The sequence below is a fragment of the Neorhizobium sp. DAR64872/K0K18 genome, assembly GCF_050500175.1.
Lineage (GTDB): Bacteria > Pseudomonadota > Alphaproteobacteria > Rhizobiales > Rhizobiaceae > Neorhizobium > Neorhizobium soli.
The window spans coordinates 2404565-2417131 of record NZ_CP191446.1 but is presented as its reverse complement, the minus strand read 5'-3'; the positions used below and the strand labels follow the sequence as shown (position 1 = coordinate 2417131).

Sequence of the window (12567 nt, the reverse complement as noted above, 5' to 3'; positions counted from 1 at the left end):
CGAAAGCGGCCCTTTTCCATTTCCAGCCTCCCGTTGCGAACTCCCATGGCTCCGGTCAAAGAAAAAGGCCGCAAAATGCGGCCTTCGGTCTGCGAGTGCTGGTGTCTCTCGTTACGCGTCGACGACGCGCAATGCCTGGGCCTGGGCGAGGGCTTCCTTGCGCACCGCATCCTGCACCTTTTCGAAGGCGCGGACCTCGATCTGGCGGACGCGTTCGCGGCTGATGTCGAACTCGGTGGACAGTTCTTCGAGCGTCACCGGGTCTTCCGACAGACGGCGGGCTTCGAAGATGCGGCGCTCGCGTTCGTTCAGCACGGCAAGTGCCTTGCCGAGCATGCGGCGGCGCGTGTCGAGTTCGTCCTGCTGGATCAGAACCGCTTCCTGGCTCTCGTGATCGTCAACCAGCCAATCCTGCCACTGGCCGGCTTCGCCTTCAGCCGCCCGGATCGGGGCGTTGAGCGAAGCGTCGCCGGAGAGGCGGCGGTTCATCGAGATCACTTCTTCCTCGGATACGTTCAGCTTGGTGGCGATCTCGGTCACCTGGTGCGGCTTCAGATCTCCTTCCTCGATCGCCTGGATCTTGCCCTTGAGGCGGCGCAGGTTGAAGAACAGCCGCTTCTGGTTGGCGGTCGTGCCCATCTTGACCAGCGACCAGGAGCGCAGGATGTACTCCTGGATCGAGGCCTTGATCCACCACATTGCATAGGTCGCCAGACGGAAGCCGCGTTCCGGGTCGAATTTCTTGACGGCCTGCATCAGACCGACATTGCCTTCCGACACGACTTCGCCGATCGGCAGGCCGTAGCCGCGATAGCCCATGGCGATCTTTGCGACGAGACGCAGGTGGCTCGTCACCATCTTGTGTGCGGCAGCGCGGTCGCCATGCTCAGCGTAACGCTTCGCGAGCATGTATTCCTGCTGCGGCTCCAGCATCGGGAATTTGCGGATTTCATCGAGATAGCGATTGAGACCGGCTTCGCCGGCGGTAATCGAAGGCAGATTGTTACGGGCCATGAAGCACCCCTTTCCGATCGTTGTCGGTTCCCGGCAGATTTCATCTGCCCTTACGGCGAACCGATTATGGCGCGGATCGTTCCCGACCCCGCACCAATGCAAGTGTCAGATAAGTGTGGCGGAACAGCGATTCAAGCGTTCACACCAACGTTATGACATTACAAATGCGTAATGATCGATCGGACTTCCGGCGACGGTCAGGCCGTCATTGCCGCAGGGCTTCGATCAACTGTTCCAGGTCGTCGGGGATCGGAGCCTCGAATTCCATCACCTCGCCGGTGCGGGGATGTTCGAACACAAGCAGATAGGCGTGCAGCGCCTGGCGCGGGAAGGCGCTGACGACGGTGCGGGCGGGCTCGGGGATCTTGTTGACCTTGGTCTTGAAGCCGCCGGCATAATCGAGGTCGCCGATCAGCGGATGGCCGATATGAGCCATGTGGACTCGGATCTGGTGCGTGCGGCCGGTTTCCAGACGGCATTCGATCAGGGCCGCCAGCGAGGTTGCCTCGGGCGTCTCGTGAAAACGCTCGATCACCTCATAATGGGTCACCGCCTCGCGCGCGTCCACGGCATTCTCGCGGGTGACGGCGCGCTTGGTGCGGTCGCCACCGGCGCGGCCGAGCGGTGCGTCGATCGTGCCCTTCAAACCTTTCGGGCGACCCCAGACGACGGCCATATAGGCGCGTTCCAGAGGACCCGAACGGCCATGGTCGGCGAACTGGTCGGCGAGGTGGCGATGCGCCAGATCGTTCTTGGCGGCAACCATCACGCCCGACGTATCCTTGTCGAGCCTGTGGACGATACCCGGCCGCTTGACGCCACCGATGCCGGAAAGAGTGTCGCCGCAATGGTGGATCAGCGCGTTGACGAGGGTCCCGGTCCAGTTGCCGGCGCCCGGATGCACGACGAGACCCGGCGGCTTGGCGATGACGATCAGGTCCTCGTCCTCATAGAGAACATCAAGCGGAATATCCTCGCCCTTGGGTTCGGGATCCTCCGGTTCCGGCAATGTGATCTCGATTTGATCGCCGGGGGACACTTTCTTCTTCGGCTCGGTGCAGGCCTTGCCGTTCAGCAGTACGACACCCTGTTCGATCAGCGCCTTGATGCGGTTTCTGGAGAATTCGCCGTCCAGAACCTGTGTCAGCCACGCATCCAACCGCCCTTCTGCTGCCTCATCGGCAGTCAGGACTTTCCTCGGGGCTTCGGCTTGTTTAAAGGGATCGTTCATTCCGGTTTCCGTCAATTCGCATTCTTGCACGCATAAGGACAATTCATGCCCCAACCAGAAGTCGAGGAAAAGGAAGAGCCGCTTGATCCGGCGATGGAGAGAATCCGCCGGAAGATGGTGCTTCTGCAGCTCGTTTCGGGCGGGATCCTGTTTGTCTGCTTTATGGCGGTCCTCGCCGCGATTGTCTACAAGATCTCCCAGCGCCCCGCAGACGGCCCGGCAACGGTCGCCACGTCGGGAAGTTTCACCGTCCCGTCGGACCAGCCGCTGAAGGCCACCGCCGCACTGCCGACCGGTTTTGCGATCGAAAATGTGTCGATGTCCGGCAGCCAACTCGTGTTCCTGGGCCAGCTCAACGGCGCCCGCAAGGTGTTCGTGTTCGACATCGTGCTCGGGCGGATCGTCGCCGACGTGACGATCGCCACCGGTCCGTGATGGAGACAATCCGCATCGAGGATGCGGACGACCCGCGGATCGCCGAATTTCAGGCGGTCCGCGATCGCGACCTGACGGGCAGGGGCGGGCGGTTTATCGCCGAGGGCACTGTCGTGCTGCGCATGCTGGCGCAGGCACACCGGGCCAAGTCCGGCTTCGTCGCGGAGAAGCTTCTGCTTCTGGAAAACCGGGTCTCCGGACTGGAGGAGATCCTTGGCCGTTTCGCCGAGGACGTGCCGGTCTATGTCGCATCCTCCGCCGTTCTCGACCGTATCGTCGGCTTTCACCTCCATCGCGGCGTGTTGGCCATCGGTCGTCGGGCCGAGGAGCCGTCGCTTGCGGAGCTCATGCAGACCCTGCCTGAGAGGGCGCTGGTCGTTGCCGCCTTCGGGATTTCCAACCACGACAATATCGGCTCAATTTTTCGCAATGCCGCAGCCTTCGGCGCCGATGCGGTGCTGCTCGACGCCGCCTGCTGCGATCCGCTCTATCGCAAATCGCTGCGCGTGTCGGTCGGCTCCGTTCTCTCGGTGCCCTATGCGCGCACCGGCACGATGACAGATCTTCTCGATGCGCTGATGGCGCGCGATTTCGCGATCTGGGGATTGTCGCCTGCCGGACACGTCGAAATCCGGGACGTGCCGGCGCATCCGAAGATGGCGCTGATCACCGGAACCGAGGGCGACGGACTGCCGGCGCATATTCTGTCTGCGGTGAAGACCGCCCGCATCGCCCAGATGCCTGGGCTGGACAGCCTCAATGCCGCAACCGCGACCGGGATCGCGCTCTACGAGATCGCCATGCGGCAGGGCCGGCTCTAGGGATTTCAGGTGTCGTTCAGGACGACGACTGCTCGTTCAGTTTCGCCATGGCCTTCTTGGCCCTGGCAGCCAGGCTTTCGCGATCGCTGTTGCCGGATTTTCCAGACAGGATCGTGTTGATCGGCGAGGCCTTGCCTTCGCGCGCGGCCGTGAGCGCCACAAGACTTGCAGCGATGGTTGCAAGCTCCTGCCGAAGCGCTGCATCGTTAGCGCCATCGCGGCTCTTTAAAAGCCGTTCCGACACCGCGGTCGCCCGGTTGCGGGCATCGTCTGCGAGATCGATCATGGCCGGCGTCATCATGGCAGCTGTCATCATGGTGGGCTCTGGGTCCATGCCCGTCGGGCGGGCGACGGCTAACGCCCCCTCCTCGAGGAGATGCGCAGCTGCGATTTCTTCGGGACCGGGCGTGTTGATCTTGCCTGAATTCGACTTCGGTTTTGATCCGGCTGGCAACCCGGTTTTGCGCAGGGCCCGGCTCGCGTCACGGGCTTCCGCATTGGCAGTTTTCAGTTTTTCGCGCAGCCGTTCGATTTCCTGCTGACGGCGTTCCAGCGCCTCGGCCCTGTCGGCACCCTCGGCGATCTCCCGGTCCAGCCTTTCCTGCAGCGCTATCCGGCGTTGCTCTTCCAGCTTGACCTTGCCCTCGGCTTCCTTGGCGCGGGTGGTCATGTCGCGGATTTCCGTGCGCAGCGTCTCGCGTTCGTCGCGAAGATTGCCGATCCGGGCCTTGAGGCCTTCCATCTCGGCGGTATGAGACGAGAGGTCGATGCGGAAATTGTCCGTATCGGCAATCAGCCGGGCAACGTGCTGCTGGCGTTCGCCGATCTCGACATCGCGCGTCCGCAGGTCGTCGTGGGACTGTTCCAGCGCCACCTTCAGCTCCTGGATATAGCTGTCTTCCTGGCGAAGACGCGAGCGGGTGGCGGCAGCCTCGACATCCAGCGTGTCGGCCTGCATCTTCAGGTCCTGCCGGTCGTCTTCAAGCGTGCGGATGGTCGCGTTCAGCGCCTCGATATCGAGCATCAGGCGGGTGTTTTTCTCGCGCGCCTGGCTCAGTTCCTGAGAGGTCCGGGCGTTTTCCGCCGCATAGACGGCACGTGCCATATCACGCTGGGCACGCACTTCCTCAGGGCTGATCGGCAGTGTCGCGCGGATGCGGTTTTCCGTGTAGCGCACGATCCGCCTGTGGATCGCCGGCGAAATCAGGATGGCAAGCAGCGCCGCGCTGAGGAAACCCAGGCCAAACAGGAGTGCGTATTGGATCACGGAAAGCCGTTCTTTGTGTCTGGAGCGGACAGGCTCTTTTTAAGCACGGGCGCCTGCACCCGGCAAGTGGGCTCGCCCGGTGGAGGTGTCAGCCTGCCGCTCAGAAGGGGTTCCAGGTGGCTTCGCGGGTCATCTTCAGATAGCCGACATTGATGCCGAGACGGGCGCCAAGGCCGGTGCGGATCGGCACCAGGATCACGTTGTTGTTGCGCAGGACCGTCATGCCGACGCCGGCGACCACGAAGGCCGAGCCGGAAACGCCGCCGAAGCGGGCATAGAGCGAATCGACCGTCGGCAGGTCATAGACCAGCATCATGGCGCGGGTGCCCTGGCCGCCGTAATCGATGCCGAGCGATGGGCCCTGCCAGTAGGTCGGATGCTGTCCGGCATTCTTCGTGTATAGCTGGCCTTCGCCATAGGTCAGGCCGGCGATGAAGGCCCCGGAGCCTTCCTGGCCGAGAATGTAACCGTTGGGCAGGCCGTATTTCGAGAAAGCGTTTTCCACCACCTTGGCGAGACCGCCGCTGGTGGAGCCGAAAAAGCCGTGGCCGGCATCGACAATTTCCTGCATCGAATACTGCGAAGCATTCTGCTGGGCGGATGCCCTTTCGATTGTGACACAGAAAGCGGTTGCCATGACCACGAAAGCGGTGGCAAAGCGAGCGAAGGCGGAAAGGTTCTGGCGGCGCATATTGAAGTCCGTTTGTTAAATCTTCCGTTATCAAGCGTCATGCTTAAGCCGCCTCTATCTTGGCGGCATGACGTTAACAATCGGTTTACCACAAATGGTGTCATTATGGCGGCACCTATACACATTGACCGTCGACAATCCCCGCGCAATGTTGCTGTGGCACATGCGCGAGGGAATATTTTCATCCAGCCGGAGACACGCATGCCTAAAAATCCCAATCTAACCCTCGGCGGTCCGGATCTGGCAGCTCTCCTCTGCAGCCGGGTCTGCCACGATATCATCTCGCCGGTCGGCGCCATCAACAATGGCCTGGAGCTTCTCGATGAGGGAGCCGCCGACGCGGATGCGCTCGACCTGATCCGTACATCGGCCATGAACGCCTCGGTGCGTCTGAAATTCGCGCGGCTTGCTTTCGGCGCCTCCGGCTCTGTTGGTGCATCGATCGATACGGGCGAGGCCGAAAAGGCTGCCAAGGAGTTCGCGGTCGCCGAAAAGAAGACGGAAGTCTCCTGGAACGGCCCGCGCGCCATCATCCCGAAGAACCGGGTCAAGCTGCTCCTCAACCTCTTCACTGTCGCTTACGGCGGCATTCCGCGCGGCGGCTCTCTCGATGTGACACTCGAAAACCCGGAATTCGACGCGAAGTTCATCATCACCATCAAAGGCCGGATGATGCGCGTGCCGGCGAAATTCGTCGAAGTGCTGTCGGGTGCCATGGAAGAGGCGGTCGATGCCCACACGATCCAGCCCTATTACACGGTTCTGCTGGCCGACGAATGCGGCATGGATTTGAAATACGTGGTGTCTGAAGACAAGATCACCTTCATCGCGGAAACCGTCCCTGCCGAAGTGCCGGCCGTTTCCGAAGAGGTCTGAGACCCGATCAAGCGCTCTGACATGTGAAAAGCGCGGGTTGCCTTGAGGCGGCCCGCGCTTTTCGCGCTGCGCCTGACGCGTAACTCTTTCTTAGCTTCATTCGGGTCATGGTGGATGTTGCCCAGGGACGGGCACAGCATCAGGGGAAACACGATGCAGCGAATGATGATTGCAGACAGTTCGGACATCGTGCGCAAAGTGGGCAAGCGCATTCTCTCGGAGATCGGCTTTCTGGTTTCCGAAGCGGGCACTGCGCAGGAAGCACTGACCGGCTGCCGTGCAACCTTGCCGAACTTCCTGATCGTCGATGCAGGCCTCGACGACGCGCTCGGTCTGATCGCCTCTGTCCGGGCAATGGATCGCGGCAAGGACGTCAAGATCTTCTACTGCGTCATCGAGACGGACCTGAAGAAGATGATGGCCGGCAAACGCGCCGGCGCCAGCGATTTTCTCCTCAAACCTTTCGACCGCAAGATCCTGACATCGGTGTTCGGCGGCTTCGCTGTTGCGGCTTGATAGTTTCAGCGTTTGCGGCGTGCGCTGAGTGAAGCCGCGTCTCGGAGGTGTCCTGTGAGCGAAGACAAACTTCTCGTTCTCTACCCCGTACCCAGTCTCATCGCGACGCTACTTCAAAGCGAGAGAGCGAAGGGGAGCCCTCTGACGGAAGACGAGGTCCTCGAAATCACCGACACGTGTGAGGTCATCGCAGTTTCCCGTGATGTTGCTCAGAAAATGGACGAGCAGCGCGGCTATCTCGACATCGATCCTGAGAACTGCTGGGACGAGTGGCAACAAGCTCGAACCGTGTTTATGGAAACTTGATCCGGACACCGCGCTGAATTCGTCAATCCTCAGCGCTTTCACCTCGGCAATCTCAAACGCAAAAACACCCGCTTGCGCGGGTGCTCTTCAATCCGGGATAGGGAAAAGTTTTCAGGCTCAGGCGGTTTCTGCGAGCTCGACATTGTCAGGTTCGCGCAGCACGTAGCCACGGCCCCAGACAGTCTCGATGTAGTTCGCGCCACCGGCCGCATTTGCGAGCTTCTTGCGCAGCTTGCAGATGAAGACGTCGATGATCTTCAGTTCCGGCTCGTCCATACCGCCATAAAGGTGGTTGAGGAACATTTCCTTGGTGAGCGTGGTCCCCTTGCGGAGCGAAAGAAGCTCCAGCATCTGGTATTCCTTGCCCGTCAGGTGCACACGCTGGCCGCCGACTTCGACGGTCTTGGCGTCGAGGTTCACGATCAGTTCGCCGGTGATGATGATCGACTGGGCATGGCCCTTCGAACGGCGAACGATGGCGTGGATACGTGCAACCAGTTCGTCCTTGTGGAACGGCTTGGTCATGTAGTCGTCTGCGCCGAAACCAAGGCCTCGTACCTTGTCTTCGATGCCCGCCATGCCCGACAGAATCAGGATTGGCGTCTTGACCTTTGACAATCTCAGAGTGCGAAGCACTTCATAACCCGACATGTCGGGGAGATTGAGGTCAAGAAGAATGATATCGTAGTCATACAACTTACCAAGGTCGACGCCTTCTTCGCCAAGGTCGGTCGTATAGCAGTTGAAGCTTTCCGATTTCAGCATCAGCTCGATCGACTGGGCCGTCGCGCTGTCATCTTCGATGAGTAGAACCCGCATAATTTTCCCCTTTACCGCCGCGTAAGGTTACCGATGCCCCCTTACTCGATACGGATCCAGACTGAGCCTGATTTGGAAGCTGCCAGAAACTGGTTAACAAATTATGAGCGGTCCTGGCAAGGTGCATCATTTTGTTAAGCAAAATTAGTAGCAGCCTGTTTTACTTTAAGGATTGGCCATCGCCAGCTTGATTCAGCGGAGGAGGAAACCCCGCTAAGTGATTCAAACGACTCCGACATTGTCGTGACCGAAAACCGGCCTTGGCATTTACCGACCCTTAAATGATCAGGCTTATTGTTAATGATGCCTGTAAATGAAAGGTTAACGCGGCGCCAAATTTGTTAACGCCTCGGAAATTTTTTGAGCCTCGCACTGTATTGAACAGGGGTTTACCGGCCTGGGTCTCGCTATCCACGGAGTATTGCGTATGAAATCGCGTGACAATCTTGTTCGCCTGAAGAACTTTCAGGTTAACGAAAAGCGTCGTCAACTGCAGCAGTTGCAGACGATGATGGCCGAATTCGAAAGAATGGCGAAGGAACTGGAGCACCAGATCACCGTCGAGGAGAAGAAATCGGGAATTTCCGACCCGAATCACTTCGCCTATCCAACTTTTGCCAAGGCTGCCCGCCAGCGGGCCGACAATCTGCAAGTCTCGATCCGGGAACTTCGGATCCAGCAGGATGCCGCCGAGCTTGCGCTGGAAGAGGCGGAAGCCGAATTTGCAAAGGCGTCGGCGCTCGAAGAGCGCGACACCGGTATGCGCGCCCGCGCCTGATGCCTTACGGCTGGTTGCCAGCCGAGCGCATCACACGATAGCGAGAGGACTTTGACGAGGGGACCGCGGACCGGTGCCCCCGTTTTTGCTTTTTCGACTTTTTCCACGGAGCGGCAGGGCAGACGTGTGGCCCAAGCTTTGCTATGGGTGCCCGATGAGAAGGCTCATCTGGTTTTCGCTTTATGCCGTCGCTTGTGTTTTTCTGGCCCTGGGTCTGACCCTGCCGATCATTCGCTTCGACCGCCTGTATTTTTTCCGCGAGACGCCGTCGCTGGTCGAACTGGTTTCGGCTCTTTGGGGGCAGGGCGATGTTGCGCTTTCGCTGATCGTCGGACTGTTCTCGATCGTCTTCCCGGTTGCAAAGCTTATGGCGCTCGGCGCGCAAGCCTTTCGCGGCAATCGTCAGCCGGGATTTTTTGCGCGCGTGATGCCGCATCTTGCAAAATGGTCGATGATGGATGTGATGCTGGTGGCACTCGTGGTGTTTGCGGCCAAGACATCCGGCCTCGCGCAGGCAGTAGCGCAACCCGGCCTGTGGTTCTATGCGGCTTCGGCGATCATCGCCGGCATATTGCCGCAACTGGCGCGGCGAGAACCGTCCTTGTCCCGGTAAGTTTCAAACCAGGGCAAATAAAAAGTGCCGCTGCGGTGAGGCAACGGCACTTCGATTTTACCGATGAACAGTGGTCTGCTGACTTCGCCTAATGGCGGTACTGCTGAATGCGGGTGGTCCGAAGACCGGCCAGGCCGTGGTCGTTGATAGACGCTTGCCAGGACAGGAATTCTTCGACGGTGAGCGTATAACGCTCGCAGGCTTCTTCCAAGCTCAACAGGCCGCCGCGAACCGCGGCGACAACCTCTGCCTTACGACGGATAACCCAGCGGCGCGTATTGGCCGGCGGAAGATCCGCAATCGTAAGCGGGCTGCCATCGGGACCGATGACATATTTAACTCGGGGACGTATCATTTCGGTCATTGGACTCTCTACACAACGCAAGACCACAAACGAGAGCCTACCGGGGCAGTTTTAACATTTGACTAAACGAGACGCGCCATTTGTGGCCAAACCCGCATTGGTCGCAATTCACTTGATTCGAGCCGACAAAAACCTTTTAAAACAAGGCATTGTTAGAGTTGTCTTAAGTGATAAATTTCTTGTTTTATTTCATGGCTGCTCCGGAAGAGGACACATTGTGGCCACCGCGCGGGTAAAATGGCCGATCTTTGCAACTGGAATTGCGATAATCGGCCACGTCGATTTTGGTCAGAGCAGGGTCAGCGAGAGCTCCGTCTTGCCGGCACCCAGTGTCACCTGTGCGGTGCCGGAGTGCTGAAGCGTCAGGCTATCGCCTGCGCTCAGCGAAAACACGCCGCTCGCACTCTGCGACTGCGCACCACCCGTTATGCCGGTGAGGGTCATCAGTGTTTCCGTACCGTTGCGCAGCAGCACTGCTCCGTGTCCCGACGATGTGGTGACGACAAGATTGAGGGTGACGAGGTAGATGCCGGCTGCTGGAACCGTGATCCCGTTGCCGCCGCCGGCGGCTGCAGCCCCCAGCACGAAACTGCCCTGGTTGAGGGCATAGGTGGTAAAGCCGCTCTGCTGACCTGATGTCGGTGTGAACGTGGTGCCGGTGCGATAGGCCCTTGCTGCCGGCTGGTTCGGTCGGCTGACGCGACCTGTCGGGCTGATGGCGAGACCCGTGCGCCAGGTGGTGCCGTCGCTGATCTTGATGGAGAATTCGGTGTTTCCGGCAAGCCCCATTTCTGCGAACCCGGTCCAGTTGGACTGGAACAGGAGCGATGCGGTGTCGGTTGCGGCCGCCTTGTTGACCTTGATCTGGTGACCGTTGCCGGCATGGTTGAAGAGGCTTGCAGGAGACGACAGCGACAATCGGTTGGTGGCATCGGCGACAGCGTTTATGCCGAGCAGGCTCAGGGTGCCCTGATCCGGCAGCGGAACATCCCGCCATGCAGCGCCATCAAACACACGCAGGCGAGAAGTTTCCGCAAACCATGCCCGCCATCCCGTCTTCACGGTCAGGAAGGTCCAGGCGCCGTCCTGCCAGGCGGCGATGCTGCCGGTCTTGCCAGTCCATGCCCCGGTCGCGCTCGCACCCACCAGATGGCGATTGCCGTCGGCAGGCGAGGTCGGTGGGGCCGACAGTTCGGAGAGAATTGTCAGATGCACCAGCGCATCCAGAACAAGCAGCGCCTCGTTATGGGTGACGTGTTTCTGCGCCTGCGACGGCAGGATGAAGGGCATGTCGAGAAGGGTGGTCGTATCGGGCATGTCGCGCTCCCAAAGGTTGGCTTGTGTTGGTCGCGTGGATTTTACGGCCGTGCCTGCGCGTGAGGATGTAACTCGTGTTAAGTGACTGAAATACAATAAGTGCCTGCGCCAAAATCGGCGCCCGCAACGTTCGGCGTGGCGGGACGGCAACGGTGTGGGGGCTTGTCTCGCCAAGGCTGGAAACTGGCGTTTCGATGTCCCGATTGCCCTTGTTTCTTCGTCCGCATGTGCGAATGTGGGCGCAACGAGCACGGGAACACGGCATGCGATATTCCGCCTTATCGATCATCAAGCAGGCGCTTTCGGGCAACCGGCGCTGGACGCCGGCATGGCGCGAGCCGGAGCCGAAACCGCATTACGATGTGATCATCGTCGGTGGTGGAGGGCATGGTCTGGCGACCGCCTATTACCTTGCCAAGGAATTCGGCATCACCAATGTCGCTGTCATCGAGAAGGGCTATATCGGGTCGGGCAATGTCGGCCGCAACACCACGATCATCCGGTCCAACTATCTGCTGGAAGGCAACAATCCGTTCTACGAGATGTCCTTGAAGCTGTGGGAAGGGCTGGAACGGGACTTCAACTACAATGCCATGGTGTCGCAGCGCGGCGTGCTGAACCTGTTCCATTCCGACGGCCAGCGCGACGAGTATGCCCGTCGCGGCAATGCCATGCGGCTTCACGGCGTCGATGCGGATCTGCTGGACCGCGAACAGGTGCGCAGGCTCGCACCCTATCTCAATTTCGACCACGGCCGCTTTCCCGTCATGGGCGGTCTGCTGCAAAAGCGCGGCGGCACGGTGCGTCACGATGCGGTCGCCTGGGGCTATGCGCGCGGTGCAGATGCGAGAGGCGTCGACATCATCCAGCATTGCGAGGTGACCGGCATTCGTCGGGGCCCCGGCGGCGAAGTCGAGGGTGTCGAGACGACCAAGGGCTTTATAGGCTGCAACCGGCTGGCGCTGGCGGCGGCCGGCAACACGACGACGGTCGGGCGCATGGCGGATCTTGCCCTGCCGATCGAGACGCATGTGCTGCAGGCCTTCGTGTCGGAGGGGCTGAAGCCAATCATCGACAACGTCATCACCTATGGCGCGGGGCACTTCTACATCTCGCAGTCGGATAAGGGCGGTCTCGTGTTCGGCGCCAATATCGACTACTATTCCTCCTATGCGCAGCGCGGCAATCTTGCGACCGTCGAGGAGACGATGCAGGAGGGCGTGTCGCTGATCCCCGGACTTTCGCGCGCCAAGGCGCTGCGGGCCTGGGGTGGCGTGATGGACATGTCGATGGACGGATCACCGATCATCGACCGCACGCCGATCGACAATCTCTATCTCAACGCCGGCTGGTGCTACGGCGGCTTCAAGGCCACGCCGGCCTCAGGATTCTGCTTCGCGCATCTGATTGCCAAGAACGAAACCCATCACGTCTCGCGCTTCATGCGGCTCGACCGGTTCGAGCGAGGCTATGTGCTCGACGAGGGTGGCAAAGGCCCGCAGCCGAACATGCACTGAGC

The 12567-nt window shown here is 60.2% G+C and carries 15 protein-coding genes; 8 read left to right on the top strand and 7 right to left on the bottom strand.

The window, feature by feature from the left end; all coding sequences use genetic code 11:
* Positions 1-111: 111 nt before the first annotated feature.
* Positions 112-1014 carry an RNA polymerase sigma factor RpoH gene (gene rpoH, locus ACQY1P_RS17325; protein WP_062455169.1) on the bottom strand — a complete coding sequence of 301 codons (903 nt, stop codon included), beginning with the start codon at positions 1012-1014 and terminating at the stop codon, positions 112-114.
* A gap of 205 nt (positions 1015-1219) precedes the next feature.
* Positions 1220-2245: an RluA family pseudouridine synthase gene (locus tag ACQY1P_RS17320; RefSeq protein WP_092660092.1), complete on the bottom strand. Its 1026-nt coding sequence runs from the start codon at positions 2243-2245 to the stop codon at positions 1220-1222.
* A gap of 45 nt (positions 2246-2290) precedes the next feature.
* On the opposite strand from ACQY1P_RS17320, the gene ACQY1P_RS17315 reads away from it, so the two are divergent.
* A complete protein-coding gene (locus ACQY1P_RS17315; RefSeq protein ID WP_430254602.1) occupies positions 2291-2680 on the top strand; it encodes a hypothetical protein in 390 nt (129 codons plus the stop codon).
* Entirely contained in the window at positions 2680-3501 is an 822-nt protein-coding gene (locus tag ACQY1P_RS17310) for a TrmH family RNA methyltransferase (RefSeq protein ID WP_430256724.1), read from the top strand. The genes ACQY1P_RS17315 and ACQY1P_RS17310 overlap by 1 nt, the downstream gene beginning before the upstream one ends.
* 16 nt (positions 3502-3517) lie before the next feature.
* On the opposite strand, the gene ACQY1P_RS17305 is transcribed toward ACQY1P_RS17310, so the two are convergent.
* Complete coding sequence (locus ACQY1P_RS17305; protein ID WP_430254600.1) at positions 3518-4768, bottom strand: hypothetical protein; 1251 nt, start codon at positions 4766-4768, stop codon at positions 3518-3520.
* Between the two features lie 100 nt (positions 4769-4868).
* Positions 4869-5405 (bottom strand): DUF1134 domain-containing protein, encoded by a 537-nt coding sequence (locus ACQY1P_RS17300; protein WP_062457827.1) that lies wholly within the window; start codon positions 5403-5405, stop codon positions 4869-4871.
* A gap of 255 nt (positions 5406-5660) precedes the next feature.
* Between ACQY1P_RS17300 and chpT the strand changes: the two genes are divergently transcribed.
* The 3 genes from chpT to ACQY1P_RS17285 all read left to right on the top strand — a co-directional run bounded on the left by chpT (position 5661) and on the right by ACQY1P_RS17285 (position 7157).
* Positions 5661-6335 (top strand): histidine phosphotransferase ChpT, encoded by a 675-nt coding sequence (gene chpT / locus ACQY1P_RS17295; RefSeq protein WP_062455179.1) that lies wholly within the window; start codon positions 5661-5663, stop codon positions 6333-6335.
* 153 nt (positions 6336-6488) lie between these two features.
* Positions 6489-6851, top strand: a complete 363-nt coding sequence (locus ACQY1P_RS17290; RefSeq protein WP_062455181.1) for a response regulator — start codon at positions 6489-6491, stop codon at positions 6849-6851.
* A 54-nt stretch (positions 6852-6905) separates the two neighbouring features.
* Complete coding sequence (locus ACQY1P_RS17285; RefSeq protein ID WP_430242780.1) at positions 6906-7157, top strand: hypothetical protein; 252 nt, start codon at positions 6906-6908, stop codon at positions 7155-7157.
* A gap of 117 nt (positions 7158-7274) precedes the next feature.
* On the opposite strand, the gene ctrA is transcribed toward ACQY1P_RS17285, so the two are convergent.
* On the bottom strand, positions 7275-7976 hold the full coding sequence (gene ctrA / locus ACQY1P_RS17280; protein ID WP_062455185.1) for a response regulator transcription factor CtrA: 702 nt from the start codon (positions 7974-7976) through the stop codon (positions 7275-7277).
* A 427-nt stretch (positions 7977-8403) separates the two neighbouring features.
* On the opposite strand from ctrA, the gene ACQY1P_RS17275 reads away from it, so the two are divergent.
* Together ACQY1P_RS17275 and ACQY1P_RS17270 are read left to right on the top strand one after the other, a co-directional pair.
* Positions 8404-8754, top strand: a complete 351-nt coding sequence (locus ACQY1P_RS17275) for a hypothetical protein (protein ID WP_062455186.1) — start codon at positions 8404-8406, stop codon at positions 8752-8754.
* Positions 8755-8908: 154 nt separating this feature from the next.
* Entirely contained in the window at positions 8909-9367 is a 459-nt protein-coding gene (locus ACQY1P_RS17270) for a paraquat-inducible protein A (RefSeq protein WP_174196316.1), read from the top strand.
* An 88-nt stretch (positions 9368-9455) separates the two neighbouring features.
* On the opposite strand, the gene ACQY1P_RS17265 is transcribed toward ACQY1P_RS17270, so the two are convergent.
* A complete protein-coding gene (locus ACQY1P_RS17265) occupies positions 9456-9731 on the bottom strand; it encodes a DUF1153 domain-containing protein (protein ID WP_062455190.1) in 276 nt (91 codons plus the stop codon).
* Positions 9732-10019: 288 nt separating this feature from the next.
* Positions 10020-11048 carry a DUF2793 domain-containing protein gene (locus tag ACQY1P_RS17260; RefSeq protein ID WP_430254598.1) on the bottom strand — a complete coding sequence of 343 codons (1029 nt, stop codon included), beginning with the start codon at positions 11046-11048 and terminating at the stop codon, positions 10020-10022.
* Between the two features lie 263 nt (positions 11049-11311).
* On the opposite strand from ACQY1P_RS17260, the gene ACQY1P_RS17255 reads away from it, so the two are divergent.
* A complete protein-coding gene (locus ACQY1P_RS17255; RefSeq protein ID WP_430254596.1) occupies positions 11312-12565 on the top strand; it encodes a sarcosine oxidase subunit beta family protein in 1254 nt (417 codons plus the stop codon).
* Positions 12566-12567: the final 2 nt, after the last annotated feature.

Bases quoted from the DNA above. Each gene is read 5' to 3' on its own strand.
- ACQY1P_RS17255 (WP_430254596.1), top strand. From the start codon at position 11,312: ATGCGATATTCCGCCTTATCGATCATCAAGCAGGCGCTTTCGGGCAAC.
- ACQY1P_RS17265 (WP_062455190.1), bottom strand. From the start codon at position 9,731: ATGACCGAAATGATACGTCCCCGAGTTAAATATGTCATCGGTCCCGAT.
- ACQY1P_RS17300 (WP_062457827.1), bottom strand. From the start codon at position 5,405: ATGGCAACCGCTTTCTGTGTCACAATCGAAAGGGCATCCGCCCAGCAG.
- ACQY1P_RS17310 (WP_430256724.1), top strand. From the start codon at position 2,680: ATGGAGACAATCCGCATCGAGGATGCGGACGACCCGCGGATCGCCGAA.
- ACQY1P_RS17315 (WP_430254602.1), top strand. From the start codon at position 2,291: ATGCCCCAACCAGAAGTCGAGGAAAAGGAAGAGCCGCTTGATCCGGCG.
- ACQY1P_RS17320 (WP_092660092.1), bottom strand. From the start codon at position 2,245: ATGAACGATCCCTTTAAACAAGCCGAAGCCCCGAGGAAAGTCCTGACT.
- ACQY1P_RS17290 (WP_062455181.1), top strand. From the start codon at position 6,489: ATGCAGCGAATGATGATTGCAGACAGTTCGGACATCGTGCGCAAAGTG.
- ACQY1P_RS17270 (WP_174196316.1), top strand. From the start codon at position 8,909: ATGAGAAGGCTCATCTGGTTTTCGCTTTATGCCGTCGCTTGTGTTTTT.
- ACQY1P_RS17275 (WP_062455186.1), top strand. From the start codon at position 8,404: ATGAAATCGCGTGACAATCTTGTTCGCCTGAAGAACTTTCAGGTTAAC.
- ctrA (WP_062455185.1), bottom strand. From the start codon at position 7,976: ATGCGGGTTCTACTCATCGAAGATGACAGCGCGACGGCCCAGTCGATC.
- chpT (WP_062455179.1), top strand. From the start codon at position 5,661: ATGCCTAAAAATCCCAATCTAACCCTCGGCGGTCCGGATCTGGCAGCT.
- ACQY1P_RS17260 (WP_430254598.1), bottom strand. From the start codon at position 11,048: ATGCCCGATACGACCACCCTTCTCGACATGCCCTTCATCCTGCCGTCG.
- rpoH (WP_062455169.1), bottom strand. From the start codon at position 1,014: ATGGCCCGTAACAATCTGCCTTCGATTACCGCCGGCGAAGCCGGTCTC.